At 64.4% G+C, this 25,635-nt stretch carries 26 protein-coding genes; 16 read left to right on the top strand and 10 right to left on the bottom strand.

Annotated features, from left to right (window positions below; translation table 11 throughout):
* Positions 1-2: 2 nt before the first annotated feature.
* The 5 genes from BMI90_RS03980 to BMI90_RS03960 all read right to left on the bottom strand — a co-directional run bounded on the left by BMI90_RS03980 (position 3) and on the right by BMI90_RS03960 (position 5,923).
* Entirely contained in the window at positions 3-554 is a 552-nt protein-coding gene (locus tag BMI90_RS03980; RefSeq protein ID WP_078526228.1) for a DUF3035 domain-containing protein, read from the bottom strand.
* Between the two features lie 72 nt (positions 555-626).
* Entirely contained in the window at positions 627-1,106 is a 480-nt protein-coding gene (gene lspA, locus BMI90_RS03975) for a signal peptidase II (RefSeq protein WP_078526226.1), read from the bottom strand.
* An 82-nt stretch (positions 1,107-1,188) separates the two neighbouring features.
* A complete protein-coding gene (purH, locus tag BMI90_RS03970) occupies positions 1,189-2,775 on the bottom strand; it encodes a bifunctional phosphoribosylaminoimidazolecarboxamide formyltransferase/IMP cyclohydrolase (RefSeq protein WP_078526224.1) in 1,587 nt (528 codons plus the stop codon).
* A gap of 66 nt (positions 2,776-2,841) precedes the next feature.
* Entirely contained in the window at positions 2,842-4,563 is a 1,722-nt protein-coding gene (locus tag BMI90_RS03965) for a heparinase II/III family protein (protein WP_078526222.1), read from the bottom strand.
* Positions 4,564-4,651: 88 nt separating this feature from the next.
* A complete protein-coding gene (locus tag BMI90_RS03960; RefSeq protein ID WP_078526220.1) occupies positions 4,652-5,923 on the bottom strand; it encodes a transcription antitermination factor NusB in 1,272 nt (423 codons plus the stop codon).
* A gap of 81 nt (positions 5,924-6,004) precedes the next feature.
* Here BMI90_RS03960 and BMI90_RS03955 point away from each other — a divergent pair, with 81 nt between their 5' ends.
* The gene (locus BMI90_RS03955; protein ID WP_078526218.1) at positions 6,005-6,190 is read left to right on the top strand and encodes a DUF1674 domain-containing protein; all 186 of its coding nucleotides are present in this window, start codon (positions 6,005-6,007) and stop codon (positions 6,188-6,190) included.
* A gap of 147 nt (positions 6,191-6,337) precedes the next feature.
* Here BMI90_RS03955 and dapB read toward each other — a convergent pair whose 3' ends face one another.
* Complete coding sequence (gene dapB / locus BMI90_RS03950; RefSeq protein WP_078526215.1) at positions 6,338-7,147, bottom strand: 4-hydroxy-tetrahydrodipicolinate reductase; 810 nt, start codon at positions 7,145-7,147, stop codon at positions 6,338-6,340.
* A gap of 98 nt (positions 7,148-7,245) precedes the next feature.
* Between dapB and rbfA the strand changes: the two genes are divergently transcribed.
* The 8 genes from rbfA (at position 7,246) to pnp (ending at position 14,745) form a co-directional block, all read left to right on the top strand.
* Positions 7,246-7,668, top strand: a complete 423-nt coding sequence (rbfA, locus tag BMI90_RS03945; protein ID WP_078526213.1) for a 30S ribosome-binding factor RbfA — start codon at positions 7,246-7,248, stop codon at positions 7,666-7,668.
* On the top strand, positions 7,649-8,398 hold the full coding sequence (locus BMI90_RS03940; protein ID WP_078526211.1) for a phosphodiester glycosidase family protein: 750 nt from the start codon (positions 7,649-7,651) through the stop codon (positions 8,396-8,398). Before rbfA ends, BMI90_RS03940 begins: the two co-directional genes overlap by 20 nt.
* A 52-nt stretch (positions 8,399-8,450) precedes the next feature.
* Positions 8,451-9,353 carry a tRNA pseudouridine(55) synthase TruB gene (gene truB / locus BMI90_RS03935; protein WP_078526209.1) on the top strand — a complete coding sequence of 301 codons (903 nt, stop codon included), beginning with the start codon at positions 8,451-8,453 and terminating at the stop codon, positions 9,351-9,353.
* A gap of 83 nt (positions 9,354-9,436) precedes the next feature.
* Complete coding sequence (locus tag BMI90_RS03930) at positions 9,437-9,961, top strand: DUF1643 domain-containing protein (RefSeq protein ID WP_078526207.1); 525 nt, start codon at positions 9,437-9,439, stop codon at positions 9,959-9,961.
* Positions 9,962-10,055: 94 nt separating this feature from the next.
* Positions 10,056-11,099, top strand: a complete 1,044-nt coding sequence (locus tag BMI90_RS03925) for a calcium-binding protein (RefSeq protein ID WP_078526205.1) — start codon at positions 10,056-10,058, stop codon at positions 11,097-11,099.
* Between the two features lie 120 nt (positions 11,100-11,219).
* The gene (gene rpsO, locus BMI90_RS03920) at positions 11,220-11,489 is read left to right on the top strand and encodes a 30S ribosomal protein S15 (protein ID WP_038075202.1); all 270 of its coding nucleotides are present in this window, start codon (positions 11,220-11,222) and stop codon (positions 11,487-11,489) included.
* Positions 11,490-11,606: 117 nt separating this feature from the next.
* Complete coding sequence (locus BMI90_RS03915) at positions 11,607-12,422, top strand: hypothetical protein (RefSeq protein ID WP_078526203.1); 816 nt, start codon at positions 11,607-11,609, stop codon at positions 12,420-12,422.
* 178 nt (positions 12,423-12,600) lie between these two features.
* Positions 12,601-14,745, top strand: a complete 2,145-nt coding sequence (pnp, locus tag BMI90_RS03910; RefSeq protein ID WP_078526201.1) for a polyribonucleotide nucleotidyltransferase — start codon at positions 12,601-12,603, stop codon at positions 14,743-14,745.
* Between the two features lie 402 nt (positions 14,746-15,147).
* On the opposite strand, the gene BMI90_RS19120 is transcribed toward pnp, so the two are convergent.
* The 3 genes from BMI90_RS19120 to BMI90_RS03895 all read right to left on the bottom strand — a co-directional run bounded on the left by BMI90_RS19120 (position 15,148) and on the right by BMI90_RS03895 (position 17,314).
* Positions 15,148-15,429 (bottom strand): hypothetical protein, encoded by a 282-nt coding sequence (locus BMI90_RS19120; RefSeq protein ID WP_348638920.1) that lies wholly within the window; start codon positions 15,427-15,429, stop codon positions 15,148-15,150.
* Positions 15,430-15,571: 142 nt separating this feature from the next.
* On the bottom strand, positions 15,572-16,579 hold the full coding sequence (locus BMI90_RS03900; protein WP_078526199.1) for a polysaccharide pyruvyl transferase family protein: 1,008 nt from the start codon (positions 16,577-16,579) through the stop codon (positions 15,572-15,574).
* Between the two features lie 81 nt (positions 16,580-16,660).
* A complete protein-coding gene (locus BMI90_RS03895; RefSeq protein WP_078526197.1) occupies positions 16,661-17,314 on the bottom strand; it encodes a peroxiredoxin in 654 nt (217 codons plus the stop codon).
* A 164-nt stretch (positions 17,315-17,478) separates the two neighbouring features.
* Between BMI90_RS03895 and BMI90_RS03890 the strand changes: the two genes are divergently transcribed.
* From BMI90_RS03890 to BMI90_RS03870, 5 genes are all read left to right on the top strand, one after another.
* Positions 17,479-18,915, top strand: a complete 1,437-nt coding sequence (locus BMI90_RS03890) for an aldehyde dehydrogenase family protein (protein WP_078526195.1) — start codon at positions 17,479-17,481, stop codon at positions 18,913-18,915.
* A 123-nt stretch (positions 18,916-19,038) separates the two neighbouring features.
* Complete coding sequence (locus BMI90_RS03885) at positions 19,039-19,827, top strand: exodeoxyribonuclease III (RefSeq protein ID WP_078527218.1); 789 nt, start codon at positions 19,039-19,041, stop codon at positions 19,825-19,827.
* Between the two features lie 94 nt (positions 19,828-19,921).
* Positions 19,922-20,839, top strand: coding sequence for a co-chaperone YbbN (locus BMI90_RS03880; RefSeq protein WP_078526193.1), 918 nt, complete (start codon positions 19,922-19,924; stop codon positions 20,837-20,839).
* Between the two features lie 27 nt (positions 20,840-20,866).
* The gene (locus BMI90_RS03875; RefSeq protein WP_078526191.1) at positions 20,867-21,505 is read left to right on the top strand and encodes an LON peptidase substrate-binding domain-containing protein; all 639 of its coding nucleotides are present in this window, start codon (positions 20,867-20,869) and stop codon (positions 21,503-21,505) included.
* On the top strand, positions 21,502-21,702 hold the full coding sequence (locus BMI90_RS03870; RefSeq protein WP_078526189.1) for a Trm112 family protein: 201 nt from the start codon (positions 21,502-21,504) through the stop codon (positions 21,700-21,702). The genes BMI90_RS03875 and BMI90_RS03870 overlap by 4 nt, the downstream gene beginning before the upstream one ends.
* Here the strand turns inward: BMI90_RS03870 and BMI90_RS03865 are convergent.
* Positions 21,699-22,925 (bottom strand): FAD-dependent monooxygenase, encoded by a 1,227-nt coding sequence (locus BMI90_RS03865; RefSeq protein WP_078526187.1) that lies wholly within the window; start codon positions 22,923-22,925, stop codon positions 21,699-21,701. The two genes, BMI90_RS03870 and BMI90_RS03865, sit on opposite strands and share 4 nt — an antisense overlap.
* 82 nt (positions 22,926-23,007) lie before the next feature.
* On the opposite strand from BMI90_RS03865, the gene BMI90_RS03860 reads away from it, so the two are divergent.
* Both BMI90_RS03860 and BMI90_RS03855 read left to right on the top strand, forming a co-directional pair.
* Entirely contained in the window at positions 23,008-24,324 is a 1,317-nt protein-coding gene (locus BMI90_RS03860) for an amidase family protein (RefSeq protein ID WP_078526185.1), read from the top strand.
* 121 nt (positions 24,325-24,445) lie between these two features.
* Positions 24,446-25,624, top strand: coding sequence for an aminotransferase class I/II-fold pyridoxal phosphate-dependent enzyme (locus tag BMI90_RS03855; RefSeq protein WP_078526183.1), 1,179 nt, complete (start codon positions 24,446-24,448; stop codon positions 25,622-25,624).
* The last annotated feature ends 11 nt before the right edge of the window (positions 25,625-25,635 follow it).

Here is a 25,635-nt window from a genome sequence, read left to right as displayed (position 1 = left end):
TGTTACTTCACTTCCTGCTGGGCCTCGCCCGAGGGCGGAGCGGCAGGGGTGATGATGCCAAGGCGGCGCCAACGCTCAAGCTCGGCCGACTGGTCGAGCTCCATCGGCTTGTAGGCCTTGTAATAGACCGAGACGCTCAGCAGACGCTCGAGCAGGCGGCCGTCATGATCCTTGCGCCACTCGTAATCCTCGGCGGCGAGGGTCTGGCGGATGCCCGCCTGGCTGCCATAGCGCGACGCGGCCGAGACCAGTGCGCGGTCGCCTGTGGGAACCTGCCCGCTCTCGTCGAGGCGGCGCGGATTTCCGCCAAGCGCGGCGACGGCATCGGCTTCGGGGGTGGGATCGGTGATGTTCTTGCCGCCCGGCGTGGGTGCGGGCAGGGCGCTGAGATCCTTTGGCATCTCGAGCGGCTTCGTCGGCAACACGCCGAATTCGTCCGGCCCCTGATGCGAGGAACGCAGATTCATCAGGCTGGGCTCGCGGTTGTTGCCGCAGGCAGCCAGCGTCAAAACCGCCATCATTGCGATTCCGAGCGTGCCGATCCGAGCCTGCATGGACCACTCCCTTCCCAGTTCCGACCCCGTCTTAGCGCAACACGAAGGCGGCGTCACCTGCGAAAAACCAACCTAGCGCTCGGTCGCGCGATTGTCCTTGCCGGTGAAGAGAACAAGCCCCACCGCGCCAAGGAAGATCGTGATGTCGGCCACGTTGAACGAATAAGGGTTCGTCCAGCCCGGCAGCGACATGTTGAGGAAATCGGCCACCGCGCCATAGACGAGCCGATCGACGACATTGCCAAGGGCGCCTCCGACGAGAAGCCCCGCCGAGACATGAACCTTGCGGCTATGCGGTTCGCGCGCGATCCAGAACCAGACCCAGGCCGAGATCGCCAGCGCCACGAGGATCAGCACCCAGCGCATCGCATCGGTCTCACCCGAGAACAGGCCGAAATTGACGCCGCGATTCCAGGCCATGCGGAAATTGAGGAAGGGCGGGATCACGTCGATCGCGCCCAACCGGTCAAGATGGAGCCCCTGCACCACGATATATTTGGTGACCTGATCGAGGATCAGCACCCCCGCCGTCACTTTCGCTGCAAGCCGCATTGTTCTGTTTGTCCTGTCCCTTGCCCGCGCTGCATTCTCCGCGCAGCCCGGTGTCGCCGGGCTACGCGCAGAAATCGACAGATCAGTGGCGGAAATGGCGCATTCCGGTGAAGACCATCGCGAGGCCGCGCTCGTTGGCCGCGTCGATCACTTCCTGATCGCGCATCGAACCTCCCGGCTGGATGATCGCGGTGGCGCCCGCCTCAGCCGCGGTGATCAGGCCGTCGGCGAAGGGGAAGAACGCGTCCGAGGCCACGACCGAGCCCTTGGTGGGCGTTTCGGCCAGACCGCAGGCTTCCATCATGTCCTCTGCCTTGCGCGCGGCGATCCGGGTCGAGTCGACGCGGCTCATCTGGCCTGCGCCCACGCCGACGGTCGCGCCGTCCTTGACGTAGATGATCGCGTTCGACTTGACGTGTTTCGCGACTTTCCACGCAAACAGCAGGTCTTTGAGTTCCTGCTCGGAGGGCTGGCGCTCGGTCACGACCTTCAGGTCGTCGAGCGTGATCACGCCATTGTCCTTGTCCTGCACGAGGAAGCCACCCGCGACCTGACGGTAGGTGGTGATCGGCGCGGTGGTGTCGGGCAGGCCCCCGGTTTCCAGCAGACGCACGTTTTTCTTCTTCGCGATGACTTCCTTCGCTGCCTCGTCCACGGCGGGCGCGATGATGACTTCCGAGAAGATCTTGGTGATCTCTTCGGCGGTGGCCGCGTCGAGGGTCTGGTTCAGTGCGATGATGCCGCCGAAGGCCGAGGTGCGGTCGCAGTCGAAGGCGCGCTTATAGGCCTCGATCACGGTCTCGCCGGTCGCCACGCCGCAGGGGTTGGCGTGTTTGATGATGGCGACGGCGGGCTTGTCGGTGCCGAATTCCGAGACGAGTTCAAACGCGGCATCGGTGTCGTTGATGTTGTTGTAGCTCAGTTCCTTGCCCTGAATCTGCTTGGCGGTCGCCACGCCCGGACGGTTCGTGCCGTCGAGGTAGAAGGCCGCCTGCTGGTGCGGGTTTTCGCCGTAGCGCAGCGTCTGCGCGAGCTTGCCCGCGAAGGCGCGGCGGCGCGGGGTCTCTTCGCCGATGGCGCCCGCCATCCAGGTCGAGACGGCCGCGTCATAGGCGGCGGTGCGCGCATAGGCGATCTGGGCGAGGCGCTGGCGGAAGGGATAGGAGGTCGCGCCGTCATTGGCGTCAAGCTCGGCCAACACGGCGGCGTAATCTTCCACATCCACCACGGTCGAGACGAAAGCATGGTTCTTCGCCGCAGCCCGGATCATCGCCGGACCGCCGATGTCGATATTCTCGATGCAGGTCTCGTAATCGGCGCCCTTCGCGACGGTTTCCTCGAACGGGTAGAGGTTGACCACCAGCAGGTCGATCGCCTCGATCTGATGGGCTTCCATCGCGGCGAGATGTTCTTCGTTGTCGCGCAGCGCGAGCAGGCCGCCATGCACTTTCGGGTGCAGCGTCTTCACGCGGCCATCCATCATTTCCGGAAAGCCCGTCACGTCCGCCACGTCGCGCACGCTCAGGCCTGCTTCGCGCAGCGTCTTGGCGGTGCCGCCGGTGGACAGCAGTTCCACGCCGCGCGCGGCGAGCGCCTGGGCGAACTCGACCAGTCCGGTCTTGTCGGAAACGGAAATCAGCGCACGGGTGAGGGGGATCGGGCGGGTCACGGGCAGCAGCTCCTCGCAAGGCTCAGGTCAGGGGGCACCCTGTGAGCCTCGGGATCTGCCCCAAGGTCAGGGCGCGACGATGGCCGAGGGGTTATCGCGTGCTTGCGAAAAGGTCCAGCCAATCTGGCAGGCGCGATCAAGAACCTTGCTCGAAAGCACGATTTGCAGGCTCGCGCGGGGGCGAATGCGTCCCTTTTCGAGGTAGACCGAAGGCTCCAGCGCCAGATCGGCCACGCCATCGTGACGGAAAACCCAGATCTCACCCGAGCGCAGCGCGACCGAGACGGCGGTGCCGCCCATGTCCAGCGTCGCGTCGCAATCGGGATGAAGGTGGAATCGGATGTCGAAGGGGATGCCGCGCAGCCCCTCGCGTTCGAAGATCTGCTCGAAGCGGGCGATATCCTGGGGTGTCATTGCGCCGAGCGTGTCGCGCCCGCGCAGTTCACGTCCGTCCGTGCTCAGGTCGAGCTCACGGATATGGGTCATGCCGTGGGTCTCGGTATAGCCGTCATGGCCGAAGATCATGCCCGACTCGGTCGCGTCGTCGGTGCGGGCCCAGACATCTTTCGGCGTCTTGTCGAGATAGGCGCGCGGGGCGCGACCAAAGAGCCGCTCCGGTCCGAGACGGGAGGAGGAATAGCCATAGATCGAAAGCGTGGAATGGCTGGCCGTGGCGCGGCCCGCGCGATGCCAGTCACGGCCGAAATGCGCGCCCGATCCGCAATTGACGATCATCGGGCGGCGGCTCGAGGTAAGCTCGAAAGCCAGCGTCGAGGCATGGGCATTGGCCGAGGCCAGCCCCTGCGGCGGTCGTGCCGCGTCGATGATGAGCGAGCTGCGTCCGCCCTGCATGCGCACGAAGCCCATCGCCATCGGCTCGCGCCGAACGCCGCGAATGCCGGTGGCCGAGAGTGCGGCGTCAAGCCGCCCCTCGAGCCCGCGCCCGCCACCGTGAAAGCGGGCCAGCGCCCCGTCCGAATGGCGCAGCGCGCGCAGGGTGGGCGCGATCCGCGAGATTGCGTCTCGCAACGCCCCCGGCGGGGTGCGTCCCGCGGTTATCAGGGCCTCATTCGCCCAATTGAGCAGCGTCAGGACTTCGAGCAGCTCTTCGGGGCAGCGCGTCGGAAGGCCGCCCTCGGCGTCGATCTGCGCCTCGCATTCCTTTGTCAGCGCCTCGATCGCGGGGGCCGCGTGGCGCTCCATCCCGGTCAGCGCGAGACCTGCATAGATCAGACCCGTCAGCGCTTCGAAGCGCGGCAGGCCGGGCGCGGTGCTGGTCCAGCGTTTCGACAGGAAGATCGTCTGCTGGCCGAGTGTACGGAAGAACCGGTCGGAATCGTCGCGCTCGCGCCCGTTGAGCAGCAAGATCGCGTGGTTGATCCAGCGGATCAGCCGCCGCCCGGTCAGATCAGGCGTCCAGCCCGGACCCTTGCCGCCGCCGAAGCGGTCGATCCAGCCAAAGACCCAATCCTGCGCGCGGATCCGCGCCTCTCGGTCGCCCACGGCGGCGAGGTCATCGAGCCAGCCGCAACCCTGCAACGCCTCCTCAAACGCGGGATCGGGCATCGGCAGATCCCAGATGTTCACGCCGGGGCCTTCGATCAGGAAGCCCGCGAAGAGGAAATTTCCCTGAATGAGCTGCCGCCCCTTGGCGAAGGAGCCGATCGTGCGCGGCTCGGGCTGGCTGACGAACCCGGTGGCGGGGCGGGCGCGTCCCGCGCGTGCGGCGGCAAGGCGGTTGAGCGCCGTGCCGAATTTCGCCGTCGATCCGGAAGTGTCCTTGCCCATTCCTGTTGCCGCTCGAGAAGCCCTTCTGTCGGGGGATGCGCTCACGTTACTCACGCAGGCGCGACCTGTCACCGTCTGCGATGCGGGTTCAGGCCGAGCGTTGCAGCTTCGCCATGTAGAACCCGTCCATGCCGCCGCGCTCGGGCCAATAATCGGGCCGCAGGCGCAGGCCGCCTTCCTCGGTGATCCAGTCGGGTTCGATGCCGGGAAGGTCGGGGCGAATGACGCTGAGGTCCGGATGACGCGCGAGTGCCGCCTTGATCTGTGCCTCGCCCTCTTCGGGCAGAAGCGAGCAGGTTGCATAAACCAGCGTGCCGCCGGGTTTGAGCCATTGCAGAGCGCGATCGAGGAGCTGTTCCTGCAGGGCAAAGAGCGGTTTGATCGAGGCGCCGTCCTTGATGAAGGGCAGGTCGGGGTGACGGCGGATCGTGCCGGTGGCCGAGCATGGCGCGTCGAGCAGGATCGCGTCGAACGGTGCCTCGGGTGCCCAGTCCAGCGCATCGGCTGCGATCACCTCGGCCTCGAGCTGCATCCGGTCGAGGTTCTCGGCGAGCCGTTCCAGACGGGCCTCGGAAATATCGAGCGCGGTGACCTCCGCCCTGGCGCTTGCCAGTTGCAGCGTCTTGCCGCCCGGCGCGGCGCAAAGGTCGAGCACACTGGCGCCGGTTGCGGGAGCGAGCAGCTTCGCGGGCAGGGCCGCCGCCGCGTCCTGTACCCACCATGCGCCGTCCTCGAAACCGGGCAGGTCCGAGACCTTGCCGGCCTCATGCAAGCGCAGCGAGCCGGTAGGCAGCAGTTCCGCGCCCAGCCGTTCCGCCCAGCCTGCCGCATCTTCCTTCGCGCTCAGATCGAGCGGCGCGCCGGCCAGATGCGCCAGCTCCATCGCCTGCGCGGATTTCTTGCCGAACGCCGACATCACCCGGCCGCGCAGCCAGCCGGGCATCTCGGGGGCGGGGGTGGCCTCCCATTTGTCGCCTTCCTCGGCCACCTTGCGCAGCACCGCATTCACCAGCCCCGAGAAGCTGCGCACCTTCGGCCCGGCCGATTTCACCAGCGTCACGGCGGCATCGACCACACCATGCGGGGCCTGTTTCTCTTCCAGCAGTTCGACCGTCGCCAATCGCAGCAGCGCCATCACATCGGTCGGCGCGCGGCGGCGCAGATGCGGTTTGAGGATTCGGTCCGCGCGGCCCATATGGCGCAGCGTCGTCGTTGCGAGGCGCTGGGCGCGGGCGCGTTGCGCGGGCTCCAACCCGTCGAGCGCCTCCGCACCGATCTGCTCGGCAAGGCTCTCGTGATCCTCGAGAACGCCGACAATCAGGCCGAGGGCGGCGCGGCGCGCGGGGTCGGGTCTGGACATGGGCTGCGGCTTCCTGGCTTGTTGCGGCTTGAGCGCAGGCCTATATCATGCCCCGATCCGCAGACAAGGAAGGACAGGGCCATGTCCGATCAGCCCGAAGAAAAGCGCGAGCTGCCACCCGCCGCGATCCGCGCACTGGCCGAGGCCGAGGAACGCCGCAAGAAGGCGAAGGAAATGGAGCTGCCGACCGAGCTTGGCGGTCGCGACGGTCCCGAGCCCGTGCGCTACGGCGATTGGGAGAAGAAGGGTATCGCGATCGACTTCTGATCGGTGTTCCGGCGGAGAGGCCGGAGAGGGGGGCGCTGCCCCCCGTCGCCGGATGGCGACATTTCTCAGACAGAGAGGGGGCGCCGCCCCCTCGGCGCGATGCGCCTCACCCCCGGGATATTTGAACCAAGAGGAAGGGGCCGCGGTTCAGAGCCCCAGCACGTCCATCATGTCATATTCGCCGGGGGCCTTGTCCTGACCCCAGAGCGCGGCCTTGAGCGCGCCGCGTGCGAAGATCGCGCGGTCGGTCGCGACATGACGCAGGATGATGCGCTCGCCAAGGCCGGCGAAAAGCACGTCATGCTCGCCCACGATATCGCCGCCACGGATGGCCGAGAAGCCGATCGCCCCGCGCTTGCGCGCGCCGGTAATGCCGTCGCGGCCCGATTCGCGGTTTTCCGAGAGAGCGATGCCCCGGCCTTCGGCGGCGGCCTCGCCCAGCATCAGCGCGGTGCCGGAGGGGGCGTCGACCTTTTTGTTGTGATGCGCCTCGATCACCTCGATATCCCAATCGGCATCGAGCGCCTGAGCGACCTTCTTCGTCAGTTGCGTCAGCAGGTTCACCCCGAGGCTCATATTGCCCGCGCGCACGATCACCGCGTGGCGCGCGCAAGGCTTCAGCGCGGCGATGTCATCTTCGTCCATACCGGTCGTGCCGATCACATGGGTGAGCCGGGCCTGAGCCGCGAGTTTCGCGAATTCACGCGTGGCCGCGGGAGCGGTGAAGTCGATCACGGCCTGCGCGCCGGAAAACGCCTCGAGCGGATCGTCGGTGACGATCACGCCGCTGGGCGCGCCGCCCATGGCCGTGCCCAGATCCTGACCGATCCAGTCATGGCCCGCACGTTCGACCGCGCCGACCAGGCGCGCCTTGTCGCTCTCGGTCACGGTGCGGATCAGCATCTGGCCCATCCGGCCCGACGCCCCGGTGATCACGATGCCCGGCAGATCGCTCATGTCTCTCTCCTTACGCAGTTGCGCGTTCTCTAGCTTGTGCAGGCGGGCTTGGCAAAGGCGCAGTTGCGCAAGGGCTTCAGACGCCCTATGTGAGCGCCATGGCAAAGAACCGCTTCTCCTCGGGCGAAGGCCCTTCGCAACGTCAGCTCCGCATGGGCGAACTGATCCGGCGCACGCTGTCGGACATCCTGATGCGTGGCGATGTGCATGACCCCGATCTCAACCGGATCTCGGTGACGGTGGGCGAGGTGCGTTGTTCGCCCGATCTGAAGGTGGCGACCGCTTACGTCACGCCGCTGGGTGGGCAGGGTGCCAAGGAGCTGATCGCGGCGCTGGCGCGCAACAAGGGCGAGTTGCGGCACCTGCTGGGCAAGGAAATGACCGCGAAATACAGCCCCGACCTGCGGTTCCGGCTGGACGAGACCTATGACCGGCTGGACGAGACGCGGCGGCTGTTTTCCGACGAGACTGTGCAGCGCGACATCGCCGCGCGCGAGGAAGATGACGACGATCTGGAATAAGGCGGCGGCGCTGGCGCTGCTGGCCGGGCCTGCTTTCGCGCAGACGCCCTGTCGCGATCTGAGCTTTGATGACACGCGCTATACGGTCTGCGAGGCCCATGCCGGGGATGACCTGCGGCTTTTCCTCGATGATGCGGTTGGCAATCTGATCGGCACGCCCGAGCGGCTTTCCGAAGTGATCCCCGCAGGCGATCAAATCGTCTTCGCGATGAATGCCGGGATGTATCATCCCGATAGAAAGCCGGTGGGGTTGTTCATCGAGGGCGGCGTGGCGCTGCACAAGATCGTCACTTCCGAAGGGCCGGGGAATTTCGGGCTGCTGCCGAATGGTGTGTTCTGTATCGGCAAAGGGTTTTCGGTGGTGGAATCGCGCGCTTTCGCCGCCGATCCGCCAAGCTGCAATTACGCGACCCAATCGGGCCCGATGCTGGTGATCGACGGGGCGTTGCATCCGAAGTTCCTCGAAGACGGCACGTCGAAACATATTCGCAACGGGGTGGGCGTTTCGGCGGACGGCCAGACCGCCTATTTCGCGATCTCGGATGCGCCCGTGACCTTCCACGAATTCGCGCGGCTCTTCCGCGATGACCTGAAGACGCCGAACGCGCTTTACCTCGATGGCAAGGTCTCGCGGCTCACAATCCCCGATCAGGGGCGTGAGGATCTGGGGCTGCCGATGGGGCCGATCGTGGCGCTGATCTCGCCTGCGCCGCCAAGCCCTGCCGATTGACGCGGCGCGCCCCTTGGGCTAGCAGGCGCGGCTCGAACGCGAAGGAGGCCCCATGGCACGCAAGAAAGGCCGCGACATTTCCGGCTGGCTCATCGTGGACAAACCCGCAGGCATCACCTCGACCTCGGTGGTGAACAAGGTGCGCTGGGCGCTGGGTGCGAAGAAGGCAGGCCATGCAGGCACGCTCGATCCCGCAGCGACGGGGGTTCTGGCGGTGGCACTGGGCGAGGCCACGAAGACCGTGCCTTTCATCACCGATGCGCTGAAATGCTACCGGTTCCAGGTGCGGCTCGGGGCGGCGACCAAGACCGACGATGCCGAGGGCGAGGTGACCCAGACCTCCGATCTGCGCCCCACGGATGACGAGATCGCAGAGGCGCTCAAGGCGTTCGAGGGCGATATCGAACAGGTCCCGCCGCAATTCTCCGCCGTGAAGGTCGATGGCGAGCGCGCCTATGCGCTTGCGCGTGCAGGCGAGGAAATGGATCTCGCCGCGCGGCCCCTTTACGTGGAAAGCCTCGTGATGCTGGCGCGCCCCGATGCCGATACGGTCGAGCTGGAACTGGTTTGCGGCAAGGGTGGCTATGTGCGTTCCATCGCGCGCGATCTGGGGCAGAAGCTGGGCTGTCTCGGTCATGTACTCTGGCTGCGCCGCGAATGGTCGGGGCCCTTCGAGGCAAGCGACGGGATGACGATCGAGCAGATCGACGAGCTGGCAAAGACGCTCGAGCTCGACGCGAAACTTTTGCCGGTGGAGCTGGGCCTGGAAGATTTGCCGCAGCTCAAGGCCACACCCGAGGGCGCGGTGCGGCTGAAGAACGGCAACCCGGGCATGGTTCTGCCGGGCGAGGCCGAATGGGGCGATGAGGTCTGGGTCAGCTTCGAGGGCCAGCCGCTCGCCGTGGGCATCTACAAATCCGGCGAGGTGCATCCGAGCCGCGTCTTCAATCTTTGACGCGCCCCCGCGACTTGGTCCAAATATCCCCGCCGGAGGCATCCGACGCGACCAGAAGCGCAAGGAAGGGAACGACGAGCACGATGATCACGCGCGAGCATATCAAGGGCGACGCCCCCTCCGTCGCGGTCTATTCCGATTGCGAGGCCTACCGCTACCTGCTTACCCGGGTCTGGGATGACGAAGCGCCGCGCGCGCTTTTCATCATGCTCAACCCCTCCACTGCGACCGAGGTGCAGAACGATCCCACCGTGGAGCGTTGCGAACGCCGCGCCCGGGCGCTCGGTTTCGGCGCGTTCCGTGTGACGAACATCTTCGCCTATCGCGCCACCGACCCGAAGGTGATGCGCGCGCAGGCCGATCCGGTCGGGCCGGAGAACGATACGGCGATCCGCGAGAGCCTCGATTGGGCCGGTGGGCCAAGCGACCGGATTATCTGTGCCTGGGGGGCGCATGGCGCGCATCTGGAACGCGGCGCGGCTGTGGAGCGGCTCTTGCGCGCGACGGGGCGCGAATTGCATCACCTTGGCCTGACCAAGGCAGGCGCGCCCAAACATCCGCTCTATATCGCCTATGAGCATCAGCCCGAGCCTTGGCCCGCGCCGTGACCGGCCACGGATCGTTAAGCATTTAACTCTTTAGAATTAGGGGAAGAACGCTTCCCGACGCTACAATCGCCCTGTTTTCACGGGGGTGAGCAAGATGCTGTTTCTGTCCGGTTTGCTGGGCTTGTTCGTCGCGGGGGCGTCGGCGGGGCTCATCGCGTTTTCGACGCCCGACGAAGACGATGCAGAGCCGGACGAACCTGACGACGAGGGGCTAGAGGTCGAGGGACCCGATCTACTCGACGTCGCTTCCGAGAGTTACGCGGACGTCAGCGCGGGCGAGATGCGAGCCGATCCGGTCGCCTCGCCCGAAGCCAGCGTTGGCGATGACATTCTCTGGGGCGACGATGCGGCGAACGAGATTGCGGGCGGCACCGGCGGGGATCAGATCGCGGGCTATGCAGGCGATGACACGCTTTGGGGTGAAGGCGGCGACGATCGCCTTCTCGGAGATTCGGGCGCGGATGATCTGAGCGGTGGCGCCGGGGCGGATACACTTGAAGGCGGCGACGGGGACGATCGGCTGCGCGGAGACGAAGGCGATGACGTGCTCTCGGGCGGTTTCGGGGCGGATACCCTCTCGGGCGATGCGGGGGCAGACAGGCTACTGGGCGGGGCCGGGGCGGATTGGCTCTCGGGCGGGACAGGGGATGACACGCTCTGCGGGGCAGACGGCGACGATACGCTTTTGGGCGGTGCCGGTGATGATGAACTCAACGGCGATGCCGGAGACGACCTTTTGATCGGGAGCAGCGCAGATCGGGCAGTGATGGACGCCGATACGCTCAATGGCGGCACGGGATCCGATACGCTTCTGGCGGGCCCGGGTGACTGGGCCGAGGGCGGAGAAGAGGCGGATCTCTTCGCATTGAGCGATCAAATCGATCCCGCGGCACCCGCGACGATTGCCGATTACACCCCCGGCGAGGACCGGATTGCGGTGCTCTACGATCCGGCGGGCGCGCCGGAGCCCACCATCAGTATCGAACCCTCCGAGGCGCATGACGGCGCGGCCTTTGTGCTTCTCGATGGGGTGCGGCTGGCCGAGGTGCTGAACGCGGGGGATCTGCGCGCCGAGGATGTTACCTTGATGGTCCCGTCGGATCTGCCGGGAGCCACCCTGCCGGAGGCAGCAAAATAAGGCTTTTCATCACGTCGATTCGCGTCTATATGCGCGCATCTGCCCCGTTCGGGGTGGATATATGGACCTTGCTGGACGACATCCCGGCTCGTGCCCGAACCCTTAATACAGGAGATCCCGATGTCGATCACCGTTGAAGACAAGAACGCGCTCATCAAGGAATACGGCACCAAGGAAGGCGACACCGGTTCGCCCGAAGTTCAGGTCGCTATCCTCTCGAAGCGCATCGCCAACCTGACCGAGCACTTCAAAGAGCACAAGAAAGACAACCACTCGCGTCGTGGTCTTCTGATGCTCGTCGCGCAGCGCCGCAAGCTGCTCGACTACCTGAAGGCCAAGGACGTGGCACGCTACCAGTCGCTGATCGAGCGCCTCGGCCTGCGTCGCTAAGACCGTCCGGTTCGTCGGAATACGCAACGCCCGCCTCGTAAAGAGGCGGGCGTTTTGCGTTGAAACGTTCTGACCCCGCCGATATCGTTTTTGCGGGGACATGAGAACGGGACAGGAATGGGGCGCAACGCCACGATTGATTACTTGCGACTGATCGCGGCTTTCGCGATCGTGTGGTTTCACGCCAACGCGCCGGGTCATTCGATTGCATATGCCGGGCTCGCGTTCTTTCTCGTGCTTCTTGGAATGCCGTCGCGTGCGGGCATTGCCGATCGTGCGCGCAGGCTTCTGCGGCCGTTTCTCGTCTGGTCCGTGATCTATGGAGCGGCGAGGATCGCGCTTTCGCTTGCGCGCGGGGAGCCGTCTTTCGATTGGGTCGAGCCCTCGATGCTCTTCACCGGCACGCAGCTTCATCTGTGGTTCCTTCCCTTCGCCTTCGTTGTGGGTCAGATCTATCGCGTGATCACATCGAACCACTTGGTGATGGCGATCCCGATTGCCGGCGCCGCCCTGGCGCTGATTTTCGCGCAGGTGAACCAGCCACCCTTCGCGCAATGGCTTTACGGGATCGTCCCGATCGGATTGGGCTATTGCTATTTCCGCTGCGGGGCTTTGGTGGTGTTTCCCTGGGCTGTTTGTGCAATGTTGCTGCTGGGGTTCGACTGGGCGTCAGACAATCTGACGATTGTCCTCGGCACGGGGCTGTCATTTGTCTTGCTACAACTCCGCTTGCCGCAAACGGCTCTGTCAGACTGGGCCGCGCGAATTTCGATGCTCGTTTATCTCGGGCATATGCTGCTGATCGGTTTCGGCCAGGTTTTGGGGCTGTCTGGTCTGATGCTCGCGCTTTTCGCGATCCCGGCCACGTTGCTGCTGTCATTCATGCTTGATCAGCTGCGGCGTCGGGCGTCCTGGGCAGCCGTGTTGGCCTGAGACGCGGACTCTTCGCTTCCCAAACCCCTTCATTTCCTGTAAGGGCAGCCCCATCTGAGACGTGACGCCCAAGGCCCCCGGGCGCGTGCATAAGGATTGGGGGCGGCGGCAATGGGGCCGCCATGCAAACGGGAGACACGGGATACGCCCGTGAGTGCTCCCAGACAGGATACGCTGAATGTTCAATGTTGTGAAAAAATCCATCCAGTGGGGCGAAGAAGAGCTCACGCTGGAAACCGGCAAGGTTGCCCGTCAGGCTGACGGCTCGGTCATCGCCACTCTGGGCGAGACGAGCGTCATGGCCAACGTGACCTTCGCCAAGGAACCGAAGCCGGGCCAGGACTTCTTCCCGCTCACGGTTCACTACCAGGAGAAATACTACGCCGCCGGTAAAGTGCCGGGTGGCTTCTTCAAGCGCGAAGCCCGTCCGTCCGAAAAAGAGACGCTGACGGCGCGCCTGATCGACCGTCCGTGCCGTCCGCTCTTCGTGGAAGGCTTCAAGAACGAAGTGCTCGTGATGTGCACCGTTCTCTCGCATGACCTCGTGAACGAGCCCGACATCGTCGCGATGATCGCCGCTTCGGCTGCGCTGACCATTTCGGGCGTGCCGTTCATGGGCCCGATCGCCGCTGCGCGCGTCGGCTTCTCGGATGGCGAATACATCCTGAATCCCGAAGTCGACGACATGCAGAAGCTGCGCGAGAACCCCGAGCAGCGTCTGGACCTCGTCGTCGCGGGCACCAAGGACGCCGTGATGATGGTGGAATCCGAAGCCTACGAGCTTTCGGAAGAGGAAATGCTCGGCGCCGTGAAGTTCGGCCATGAGGCGATGCAGCCGGTGATCGACCTGATCATCGACCTCGCCGAAGCCGCCGCGAAAGAGCCCTTCGACTTCCAGGCCCCCGACTACAAGCCGATGCTCGACGTGGTCAAAGGTCTCGGCGAAGAGAAGATGCGCGCCGCCTACGCGATCACCGACAAGCAGGAGCGCGTGGCCGCCGTCGCCGCCGCCAAGGAAGAGATCAAGGCGCAGCTGACCGAAGAGCAGCTCGAAGATCCGACCCTCGGCACCGCGATGAAGAAGCTGGAATCGGCCGTGCTGCGTGGCGACGTCGTGAAGAACGGCCGCCGCATCGACGGTCGTGCGCTCAACGAAGTGCGTCCGATCGTGTCGGAAACCGGCATCCTGCCGCGCACCCACGGTTCGGCCCTGTTCACCCGTGGCGAGACGCAGGCGCTCGTCGTGACCACGCTGGGCACCGGCGATGACGAACAGATCATCGACGCGCTGCACGGCAACTCGCGTTCGAACTTCCTGCTGCACTACAACTTCCCGCCCTACTCGGTCGGCGAAGTGGGCCGCGTGGGTTCGCCCGGTCGTCGTGAAATCGGTCACGGCAAGCTGGCATGGCGCGCGCTGCAGGCGGTGCTGCCGGCGGCGACCGACTTCCCCTACACGATCCGCGTGGTCTCCGAGATCACGGAATCGAACGGCTCTTCGTCGATGGCTTCGGTCTGCGGCGGGTCGCTGTCGATGATGGATGCGGGCGTGCCGCTGAAAGCCGCCGTCGCAGGCGTCGCGATGGGCCTCGTGCTGGAAGATGACGGCTCCTGGGCCGTGCTGACCGACATCCTTGGCGACGAGGATCACCTCGGCGACATGGACTTCAAGGTTGCGGGTACCGCCGAAGGCATCACCTCGCTGCAGATGGACATCAAGGTCGCGGGCATCACCCCCGAGATCATGGAGAAAGCCCTCGCGCAGGCGAAGGACGGCCGGATGCACATCCTCGGCGAGATGAACAAGGCGCTCTCCGAGGGCCGTTCGGAATTCTCCGCTCATGCTCCGCGCATCGAGACGATGCAGATCCCGACCGACAAGATCCGCGAAGTGATCGGTTCGGGCGGCAAGGTGATCCGCGAGATCGTGGAAGTGTCGGGCGCCAAGGTCGACATCAACGACGACGGCATCATCAAGATCGCTTCGGCCAATGGCGATGCCATCAAGAAGGCCTACGACATGATCCACGCGATCGTGGCCGAGCCCGAAGAGGGCCAGATCTACACCGGCAAGGTGGTGAAGCTGGTCGATTTCGGCGCTTTCGTGAACTTCTTCGGCAAGCGTGACGGCCTCGTGCACGTCTCGCAGATCGCCAACAAGCGCCTGAACCACCCGAGCGACGTGCTCAAGGAAGGTCAGGAAGTGAAGGTGAAACTTCTCGGCTTCGACGATCGCGGCAAAGTCCGCCTCGGCATGAAGATGGTCGATCAGGAAACCGGCGAGGAAATCGCGCCGGAGAAGAAGGACGAGAAGGCCGAGTGATCGGCTGATCTCCGTTTGCGACATCAGGAAGCCCCGGCCAAGCGCCGGGGCTTTTCATTACGTCTTTCGGCGCGCGAAGGCGATGTCGCTGAATGAACCGATGGCCCAGCCCCAGTGCTTTGACATGTCGAGGCTAGGGGTGAGCTCGAACCGGGCCATGCGGCCGATCGTTTCGACGGGTTCGATCAATCGCTCGACCTTATGATAATTCCGCCGGTCTAGATAATCGTCGAAGAGAACGGTGACCGGGCGTGTGATCCGGAGCACAGCGGAGACGAAACAGGCGACCCTAAGCCGCCCGTCGATCAGGATCAGGTCGGGATGGATGAAGTCCGGACGGTCCCAGACGGAGAGCGGATAGGTGTGGAACCGGCCGAAGGCACGTTCGTCGATCGGCCGCCCCTAGGCGCCCACGGGGCCGATATCGGCGTGAATGACTTCAGCTTTCTTGGCCACGCCCGCCGCGCTAAGTCGCTCGCGCATCATCTGCGCCCAGGCAGGATCGGATTCCACGCTGAGCACCCGCTTGCCGAGACGTCCAGCCAGCAGGGTCGAGCCGCCACTGCCATATTCCAGGATCGTGTCGGCCTTTGAATAGGCTCCGCGGAGATAATCCTGAACCTCTTGCGGGAAGGTGAGTTCGGGTTCCGATCGGGGTGCTGGAGCGCCACTCATCTCGCACATGACCCTTTTGCTAATGGTGTCGCAGTGACCTTATCGGGCAGCGCTTCTGCTCCTTGTGGCTGAGGGCGGAAGGAATGGGTCAGGCTGGCGGGGGCAAAGACGCCGAGCGTGTCTTGCATAATTCGAAGTTAGCGACCTGGTTTCAGCGTGCTTTTGTTAGTAGGGAGCGGAATTTTCTTACCAAGCCTTGCCGAGACCTCAGGCCCGAACGGAGGGCGGGATCCGGCAGCACGCTCATCGCGCTGGAAAAGCCGGCATCGAAGTTCGCCAGACTGTTTCGCGCATGATCGGCACAGGCCCGTGCCCGCTCTCTGGCGTCAGGTAAAAGGCATCTTTCCAATGCGCGATCAAGCTCTTCTTCAGTCACGCTGTCAGCTTCAAAGACTTCTTCCCACCCGATTTCCCGAGTTTGCCGACTGACTTTGTCGCCCCCGAGAACGGCATCAATGGAAATAGCGGGAACGCCATTTTTCAGGGCAAGAACCGTGCCGTGCAACCTCGTCGTCAACAGCACATCGACGCGGGCAACCGCAGATTCGAACTGGGCGGCATTATAGAAGCCGTTCTCGACATGCTGCTGGCGGTTCGGCGCGAGAACGGTATCGATTTCAATGCACGCCGCACCCGAGCGGCGTATGAGCCCTTCCAGAAGGTCTTTCGCCTTGGCGTGTCTTTGGCGGCTGCCATACTCGCGTTGGCTATCGACGAGACATAGCCCCAAAACCGGAACGCGCGGTTCTTCTTGCAGAAAGCTCAGATCAGGGCGCGTCACCCTGTTGCTGTCGCGTTCGATCAGCGCGTCGAAGGGGTTGAATGCTTCTAGGTCTGCAACCATCGTGAGGTTGACGCCAATGAAGGCACAATGCTCAAAGTGTCGCAGCGTCTCCCAGCGTTTTTCCATCATCTTTCGGGTCAACGGACCGCAGACGAAGACAACGTGCGAATAGTCTCGTGGATCGAGCGTCGACACGTCGACCCACTCATCAAACATCTCTGTTCTGCGCTTCGAGAAGGGCGCTACTTCAAAGGGCACTCCTAGGTCGCGAAGGCGCCGAGTGACCTGATGAAGAACTTCGACATCGCCGACAGTGCTTAAGGCGCCCATCAGGAGCGCGCGCCTCGGCTTCACTGTCTCGATGTTCCGAGCCATTACCCGATTACCTGCTTCCTGAATTGAATGAGGATATCAAAGCCTGCCGCAGATACTACGGCAGGCTCTTGTCTTGTCCAATCAGCCTTGCGACTTGACGGTGCGCAGGTAGGGAAGCTTGACGTCGACTTCGCCGAACTTCTCTTTTGCTTCGTCGGTCGACATCGACAGCGCGACGATCACGTCCTGGCCGGGAACCCAGTTCGCCGGGGTGGCGAAGGGATGGCCGTCGGTGGCCTGGATCGCGTCGAGAGCGCGCAGGATCTCGGCGAAGTTGCGGCCGACCGACATCGGGTAGGACATGGTCAGGCGGACTTTCTTGTCCGGGCCGATGATGAAGACGGTGCGCACGGAGGCCGAGTCGGCTGCGGTGCGGCCGTCGGGCATGTAGGCATCGGCGGGAAGCATGTCATAGAGCTTCGACACGTTGAGCGAGGTGTCGTCGATGATCGGGAAGTTCGCGGGCGCGCCGGCGACTTTCTCGATGTCCGATTTCCACTTGATGTGCTCTTCGACGCTGTCGACCGAGACGCCCATCACCTTGGTGTTGCGCTTCTCGAATTCGGAGGCGAGCTGGGCGACGGCGCTGAACTCGGTGGTGCAGACCGGGGTGAAGTCTTTCGGGTGCGAGAACAGGATTGCGTAGCTGTCGCCGATCCAGTCGTGGAACTTGATCTCGCCAGCGGTCGAGTCGGTGGTGAAATCGGGAGCAATGTCGTTAATGCGCAGGCCCATGGGCAACCTCCAGTCAGCAGCAGAATTTCTGTCCGGGGCGAATATAGGCGTTGGGACAGCGGGCTTCCAGACGGTTTAGAATGTTTTTAAGTCTTCTTCGCACAGGCTTGCGCAGCTCGCGGCAGAGTGAGAGGGTTCACGCGGAAAACAGGCGGGAGGCGCACATGATCGAGAAGCGTGAATTCTATATCAACGGGGCTTGGGTTGCTCCGAAAGTCGCACGCGATTGCGAGGTGATCGACCCCTCCACCGAGGAACCCTGCGCGGTGATCTCGCTGGGCGATCAGGCCGATACCGATGCCGCCGTCGCGGCGGCCAAGGCGGCGCTGCCGGGCTGGAAGGCAACCGACCCGGCCGAGCGGATCGCGGCGGTCGAGCGTATCGCCAAGGTCTATGCCGAACGCGCCGAGGACATGGCGCAGGCGATGAGCCTCGAGATGGGCGCGCCGATTGACCTGGCGCGCAAGAACCAGTGGGGCGCGGGCGCCTATCACATCAAGAATTTCATCGACGCGGCCAAGGCGTTCGACTGGGTTCACCCCTTGGGGGACGGCACGCCGGGCGCGATGATCTCCTATGAGGCCGTGGGCGTCGTGGGGCTGATCACGCCCTGGAACTGGCCGATGAACCAGGTCACGCTGAAGGTGATTCCGGCGATCCTTGCGGGTTGTACGATGGTGCTGAAGCCCTCGGAAGAGGCGCCGCTTTCATCGATGCTCTTTGCCGAGATCGTCGACGCGGCGGGGCTGCCCGAGGGCGTGTTCAACCTCGTCAACGGGGATGGCGTGGGCGTTGGCACGCAGCTCTCGACCCATCCCGATATCGAGATGATCTCCTTCACCGGCTCGACCCGCGCGGGCCGGGCGATCTCGAAAGCGGCGGCGGATACGCTCAAGCGGGTGACGCTGGAACTGGGCGGCAAGGGCGCGAACCTCGTCTTTGCCGATGCGGATGACGATGCGGTGGCGCGCGGCGTGCGGCATTGCTTCCAGAACTCCGGCCAGAGCTGCAACGCGCCGACCCGGATGCTGGTCGAGCGTGCTGCCTATGACCGCGCGGTGGAAATTGCGCGCAAGACCGCAGAGGAAACGCAGGTTGGCAGCCCGCGCGAAGAGGGCAAGCATATCGGCCCGGTGGTGAACAAGGCGCAGTTCGAGAAGATCCAGGGGCTGATCGAGACCGGGATCGCGGAAGGCGCGAAGCTGCTTGCAGGCGGTCCGGGCCGGCCCGAACACCTCAATCGCGGCTTCTATGTCCGCCCCACGGTGTTCGCGGATTGCGATCCCTCGATGACGATCATGAACGAGGAAATCTTCGGGCCGGTGTTGTCGATCATGCCGTTTGACAGCGAAGAGCAGGCGCTCGAGGTCGCGAATGCGACGCCCTACGGGCTGACCAACTACGTGCAGTCGGGTGATGGCGCGCGTCGTAACCGTCTCGCGCGGGCGCTGCGCTCGGGCATGGTCGAGATGAACGGGCAGGATCGCGGTGCGGGCGCACCCTTTGGCGGCGTTGGCGCCTCGGGTCGGGCGCGCGAAGGCGGCCGCTGGGGCATCGAGGAATTCTGCGACGTGAAATCGATCTCGGGCTGGGCGGAGTAAAAGGGGCTCTGCCCCGTCTCCTTCGGAGACTCCCCGAGATATTTTGATCAAGAAGAAGAGGGGCGGTTGCGCATGCGGCCGCCCTTCGACATGATCGCGCGGCTTTTGGAACGGGAGAGAATGATGAGCTTCACGCTGGCGACCTGGAACATCAACTCGGTGCGGCTGCGCGAGGGGCTTGTCTGCAAGTTGATGGCGGAGGAATCGCCCGACGTGCTCTGCCTGCAGGAATGCAAGAGCCCGGTCGAGAAGATCCCGGTCGAAGCGTTCAAGGCGCTCGGTTACACCCACATGGTTGCGCGCGGCCAGAAGGGCTACAACGGGGTCGCGATCCTTTCCAAGATCCCGATGGCGGAGGTCTCGGCGCATGATTTCGCCGATCTCGGCCATGCGCGCCACGTCGCCGCGACGCTCGAGAACGGGGTGACGGTTCACAATTTCTATGTGCCTGCGGGCGGCGATGTGCCGGACCGCGAGGTGAACGTGAAATTCGGCCAGAAGCTCGATTATCTCACCCAGATGCGCGATCATTTCGCCGCGGAGGGTGCGAAGAAATCGATCCTCGTGGGCGATCTGAACATCGCGCCGCGCGAGGATGACGTCTGGAGCCACAAGCAGCTTCTCAAGATCGTCAGCCATACGCCGATCGAAGTGGAGCATCTGACCGACGTGATGGAAGCGGGCAAATGGGTCGATGTGACCCGGCAGGACATTCCCGAGGGCTTGCTCTATTCGTGGTGGTCGTATCGTGCGCGCGATTGGGATGCGGCCGACAAGGGGCGCCGGCTCGATCATATCTGGGCCACGCCCGATATCTCGAATGCCGCCCATGGCAGCCGGGTTCTGCGCGCCGCGCGCGGCTGGGAGCAGCCCTCCGATCACGCGCCGGTTTTCGCGACCTTCGACCTGTGAGGCTTGCGGCGCCACGCCGCGCGGAAACGGGTTTGCGTTTCGTGCGTCCGGGTCCATATAGGGATTAAATCCTCCGCAATATCGGGAGACAGACATGCTGGAACTTGGTGGAAACGCGAATGCCGCGCCGAAAGGCGACTACGTCAAGGACGTGAACGAGGCCAACTTCATGGCCGAGGTGATCGAGAAATCGCAAGAAGTGCCGGTCATCGTCGATTTCTGGGCGCCCTGGTGTGGCCCTTGTCGTCAGCTTGGCCCGGCGCTCGAAGCCGAGGTCGAGGCCGCGAAGGGCGCGGTCGTGATGGCAAAGGTCAATGTCGACGAGAACCAGATGATCGCGGGTCAGCTGCGCATTCAGTCGATCCCGACCGTTTACGCCTTCTGGCAAGGTCAGCCGATCGACGGCTTCCAGGGGGCGCTGCCCGGCTCGGAAATCAAGAAATTCGTCGAAAAGCTGATCGAAGCGGCGGGCGGTTCAGCCGATGGCGGGTTGTCGGAAGCGGTCGAGGCGGCCGAGGCGATGCTGGGCGAAGGCGCGGCCGAAGATGCGGCAGAGACCTTTGCCGCGATTCTGGAAGAGGATCCCGAACTGGCCGAGGCGCATGGCGGTCTGATCCGCGCGCGCATCGCTCTGGGCGATCTCGATGCGGCGGAGGCGGCGCTGGCCGCGGTTCCGGCGAAGCTCGCGGATACCGCACCGATCGAGGCCGCGCGCGCGCAGCTGGATCTTGCCAAGCAGGCGCAATCGGCAGGCCCTGCCGACGATCTCAAGGCCAAGGTCGAGGCCGATCCGAACGATCATCAGGCGCGTTTCGACTATGCGCAGGCTCTATATGCGGCGGGCGAAGCCGAAGAGGCGGTCGATCAACTGCTCGAGCTGTTCCGCCGTGACCGCGAGTGGAATGACGGTGCGGCGAAGACTCAGCTCTTCACGATCTTCGATGCGCTCAAGCCGACCGATCCGGTTGTGGCAAAAGGTCGCCGCAAGCTGTCCTCTATGATATTTGCCTGAGCGTTGGGACGCGCTAGTTCCTTGCGCATGATGAAGCAAGGCGACCTGCCAGATACGATCCCGCTCTTTCCGCTGCCCGGCGCATTGCTGCTGCCCCGGGCGCGGCTGCCCCTGCATATCTTCGAGCCACGCTACCTGCAGATGATCGAGGATTGCATGAAGACCAAGACGCGGCTGATCGGGATGATCCAGCCGCTCAAGGGTCCGGAGGGGCAGAGCCATCTCAATGCGATCGGTTGTGCGGGCCGTCTGACCGGGTTCTCCGAGACCGAGGACGGGCGCTACATGATCACCCTTTCGGGGATTTCGCGCTTCCGTCTGCGGCGGCAGATCGAAGGGTTCACGCCCTATATCCGTGCCGAGGTGAGCTGGGACGGGTTCGAGCGCGATCTGGGGCCGGTCGAGCACGACACTGCCTTCAATCGCGACCAGTTCCTGGACCTGCTGTCGAAGTTCTTTCACGCGCAGGGGCTTGATACCGATTGGGAGACGCTCAAGGATGCTGATGACGAGTTGCTGATCAACTCGCTCGGGATGTTGCTGCCGCTCGAACCCGAGGACAAGCAGGCGCTTCTGGAGGCGCCGTGCCTTGCGACCCGGCGTGAGACGCTGGTGACACTGATCGAATACGCGCTGCATGGCGGCGGAGAGGAGAGGCTGCAATGAGTGACGAGGCTCCGGCGGAAAAGCAACTGTTCGACCGGCACATGCTCGAAGCTCTGGTCTGCCCGCTCACCCATGCGGTGCTCAAATACGACGCCGAAAAGCAGGAGCTGATCTCGCAGCCGGCCAAGCTCGCTTTCCCGATCCGCGGCGGGATACCGATCCTTCTCGTGGATGAGGCGCGGCGTCTGGACGATTAAAGCGCGCGGCCCTGCAGCAGGCGGGGCAGGGGGCCTGACAGGCCTGCGGCCTGCCGCATGAAGCCCCGGCGTAGTCCGGGGATCGCCTGAACCAGACCCATCCCGAGATCGCGGCCGGCCTTCAAAAGCGGGTTGTCGTTCGAGAAGAGCTTGTTGACCGTATCCATGCCAAGCGCGAGCGAAGTGGAATCGAAGCGTCGCCATCCCTGGTAACGCTCGAGCACATCCTGCGCGCCAATGTCTTCGCCGCGTCGCATTGCTTCCACCACGACTTCCGCAAGGGCGGCCACATCCCGCAATCCGAGGTTCAGGCCCTGACCCGCGATCGGGTGCACGCCATGTGCCGCGTCGCCCACCAGCGCCACGCGCTCTGCGGCATAGGCTTTCGCCAGCGTCAGGTTCAGCGGGTAGGAAAAGCGTGGGCCTGCGAGTTTGATCGGTCCGAGGAAATCCCCGAAGCGCGGGCGCAGAACGGCGAGGAAATCCTCGTCGTTCAGGGCCGAGATGGTCTTCGCGTTTTCGTCCGTCTCGCTCCATACGATCGAGGAGCGGTTGCCCTTGAGCGGCAGGATCGCCAGCGGGCCGGTCGGCATGAAGAACTGGTAGGCGATCCCGTCATGCGGTTTCTCGTGCTCGATCGCGGCGACAAGCGCGGTCTGCCCGTAACCCCAGCCCTCGCGGGTGATGCCCGCGCGCTCGGCCACGCCCGAGCGGCGGCCATCGGCGCCGATCAGCAGCTTTGCGCTCAGCGTCTTGCCGTCCGAAAGCGTCACCAGGACGCCGCCGGGCTGGACCTCCTGGCCCACGACCTGCGTCTGATGCAGCAGGGTGATCTTGTCGCTGGCCTCCATCGCGTCGAGGAAGGCGCGATAGAGAAAACGATCTTCCAACATGTAGCCGACTGGCGACTGGTCCAGCTCGCGCGAGTCGAAATGCAGGAAGAACGGCGCGGGGCCTTCGCCCGCATGGCCGTCCATCGCCTTCACCTCCATCATCGGCTGGGCCTGATCGGCCAGCGGCTCCCAGACGCCGATTGCCGCGAGCAGTTTCTGCGAGGCGATGGCGAGCGCATAGGCGCGCCCGTCGAACGTATCGGTGGCTCGCTGTCGGGCCGGGGCAGCATCGACCAGCGTGACGGAGAGCCCGGCCGAGGCCAGCGCGAGGGCCAGAGCGGGGCCATTGAGACCGCCCCCGGCGATGATGACATCGGAATCGTGTTTCATGGCGCCTACTATGGCGCGGCAACCGGGATTGTCCATGCGCGGGACTGTCGCTAGCGTGACGAAAACGGCGATGGAGTAAGCGATGGAATGGCGTCTGGCGGGTGCAGCCGAACAGGGACGGGCGATTGCGGCGGGCGAGCTTGATCCGGTCGAGCAGGCCGAGGCCTATCTCGAGGCCGTGCGGGACGCCGGCGACATCTATGCGCGCTTGACGCCGGAACGCGCCCGTGACGAGGCGATGGCCGCCCATCAGCGGGCCAAACAGGGGCGGCGCCGCGGATCGCTCGACGGGGTGTCGCTGTCGTGGAAGGATCTTTTCGATACGGCAGGCGTGGCCACGGAGGCCGGGTCGAAGTTGCTGCATGGCCGGGTGCCCGACGCCGATGCCGAGGTGCTGGTGCAGGCGACGCTGGGTGGCGCGGTCTGCCTTGGCAAGACGCATATGACCGAACTGGCTTTTTCGGGACTTGGCATCAATCCGATGACTGCGACCCCGCCGAATATCCGTGACCCGAAGCTGGCGCCGGGGGGCTCTAGCTCGGGCGCGGCGCTGTCGGTCGCGCGTGGGCTGGCGGCAGCGGCGATCGGCTCGGATACGGGCGGGTCGGTGCGCATCCCCTCCGCCTGGAACGATCTGGTGGGGCTCAAGACGACGCATGGCCGGGTGACGACAAAGGGTGTTGTCCCGCTCTGCCGGTCTTTCGACACGGTCGGGCCTCTGGCGCGCAATGTCGAAGATTGCGCCCATGTGCTGGCCCTGATCGAGGGGCGTGCGGCGCCCGATCTGCGTGAGACAAGCCTCGCGGGTACGCGGCTTCTGGTTCTCGAAGGGCTGCCTTTCGAGGGCGCACGCGAAAAGCCGGTGCAGGGGTTCGAGAGCGCGGTCGACCGGCTTGCCAAGGCGGGCGCGGTGATCGAGCGGCGCGGTTTGCCGATGGTGCGTCCGGCGATGGACCTCTCGGGCATTCTGTTTGCGCCCGAAGCCTATGGCGAGTGGAAGCACGTGATCGAGGCCGCGCCCGAGAAGATGTATCCGGTGATCCTCGACCGGTTCCGCACCGGGCGGGATGTGCTGGCCTCGGACTACGTGGCAGGCTGGCATGCGCTGGCCGAGTATCGTACGCAATATCTGCAAGCCACGGCGGAATATGACGCGGTGCTTGTCGCGACCGCGCCGATCGAGCCGCCCGACGCGCAGCGCCTGCTCACCGACAAGGCCTATTTCGAGAGCGAGAACCTGCTCGCGCTGCGCAATACCCGGATCGGCAACATCCTTGGCCTCTGCGTTCTGACCCTGCCGACCGGCGTGCCATCTTGCGGGATCTCGTTGATGGCTGCGCCGATGCAGGAGGATCGTCTGCTGCGACTCGGGATGGCGGCGGAACGGGCGCTTGCCTGAAAAGTCACATTTTGCGACGTCAACCCGCTCTGGAGTCAGTCTTTTTCTGGACGAAACCGCGCGGCTTTTGTAACCTCATTCTCAATAAGGGGCGACATAGACCCCATTCGATGAGGCACAGATGGACTTTCCCGAGCGGTTTTCGAACCTGCCCGAATACGCATTCCCGCGGCTGCGGGCGTTGCTCGATTCGCATGAACCGGGTGGCGAGGTTTTGTCGATGTCCATCGGCGAGCCGCGCCATGCGATGCCCGGTTTCGTTGGCGAAGTGATCGCTCAACATCTTGGCGAATTTGCAAAATATCCGGCCAATGACGGAACGCCCGAGCTTCTCGACGCGATCTCGGGTTGGTTGCGGCGGCGATTCGATGTCGAGATCGGGCCGGAGCGGATCATGGCGCTCAACGGCACGCGAGAAGGGCTCTACAATGCCGCGATGGCGCTGAGCCCCGAGGAGAAGCGGGGCCGCAAGCCGGTGATCCTGATCCCGAACCCGTTCTATCAGGTTTATGCGGTGGCCGCCGCTGCCGTGGGTGCCGAACCCGTTTTCGTGCCCGCAGGGGCCGAGACCGGTTTCCTGCCCGATTACGCGGGCCTTGCGCCCGAGATCCTGGACCGCGTGTCGATCGCCTATCTTTGCTCGCCGTCGAATCCTCAGGGTGCGGTTGCCTCGCGCGAGTATCTCGCCGAGCTGCTGCATCTGGCCGAGAAGCACGATTTCGTCGTCTTCGCGGATGAGTGCTATTCCGAGATCTGGCGCGAGGCGCCTCCGCCGGGCGCCGCTCAGGTAGCCGAGGAAGAGGGGATCGACCCGGAGCGCGTGGTGATCTTCCATTCGCTCTCGAAGCGTTCGAACCTCCCCGGGCTGCGCTCGGGTTTTCTGGCCGCAGGGCCGCAAAGCATAAAGCATATCCGTCGTCTGCGCGCCTATTCCGGCGCGCCGCTGCCCCAGCCGCTGCAACGCGTGGCCGAGCGCGCCTGGGCAGATGAAGCCCATGTCGAGGAAAACCGCCGCCTCTATGCGGAGAAATACGAAGATGCCGGCCGGATCTTTGCCGGTGTGAACAGCTTCCGGTTGCCGCAAGGCGGGTTCTTCCTGTGGCTGCCGGTGGAAGACGGAGAGACGGCTGCCCTGAAACTCTGGCAAGAGACCGGGATCAGGGTGCTGCCGGGCGCCTATCTGGCGCGTGAGGTGAGTGGGGACAATCCCGGCAAGGGATTCATCCGGGTGGCCCTGGTCGCCCCAAGAGAAGAAACGCAGCGGGCGCTGATCCAGCTTCGCGACTGCATTTACGGTTGAGGACGGTAGGT

The organism is Thioclava sp. L04-15 (assembly GCF_002020275.1).
In the GTDB taxonomy this organism is placed as follows: domain Bacteria; phylum Pseudomonadota; class Alphaproteobacteria; order Rhodobacterales; family Rhodobacteraceae; genus Thioclava; species Thioclava marina.
The sequence above is the reverse complement of the archived record's forward strand: the minus strand, read 5'-3'. Positions and strand labels throughout refer to the sequence as shown.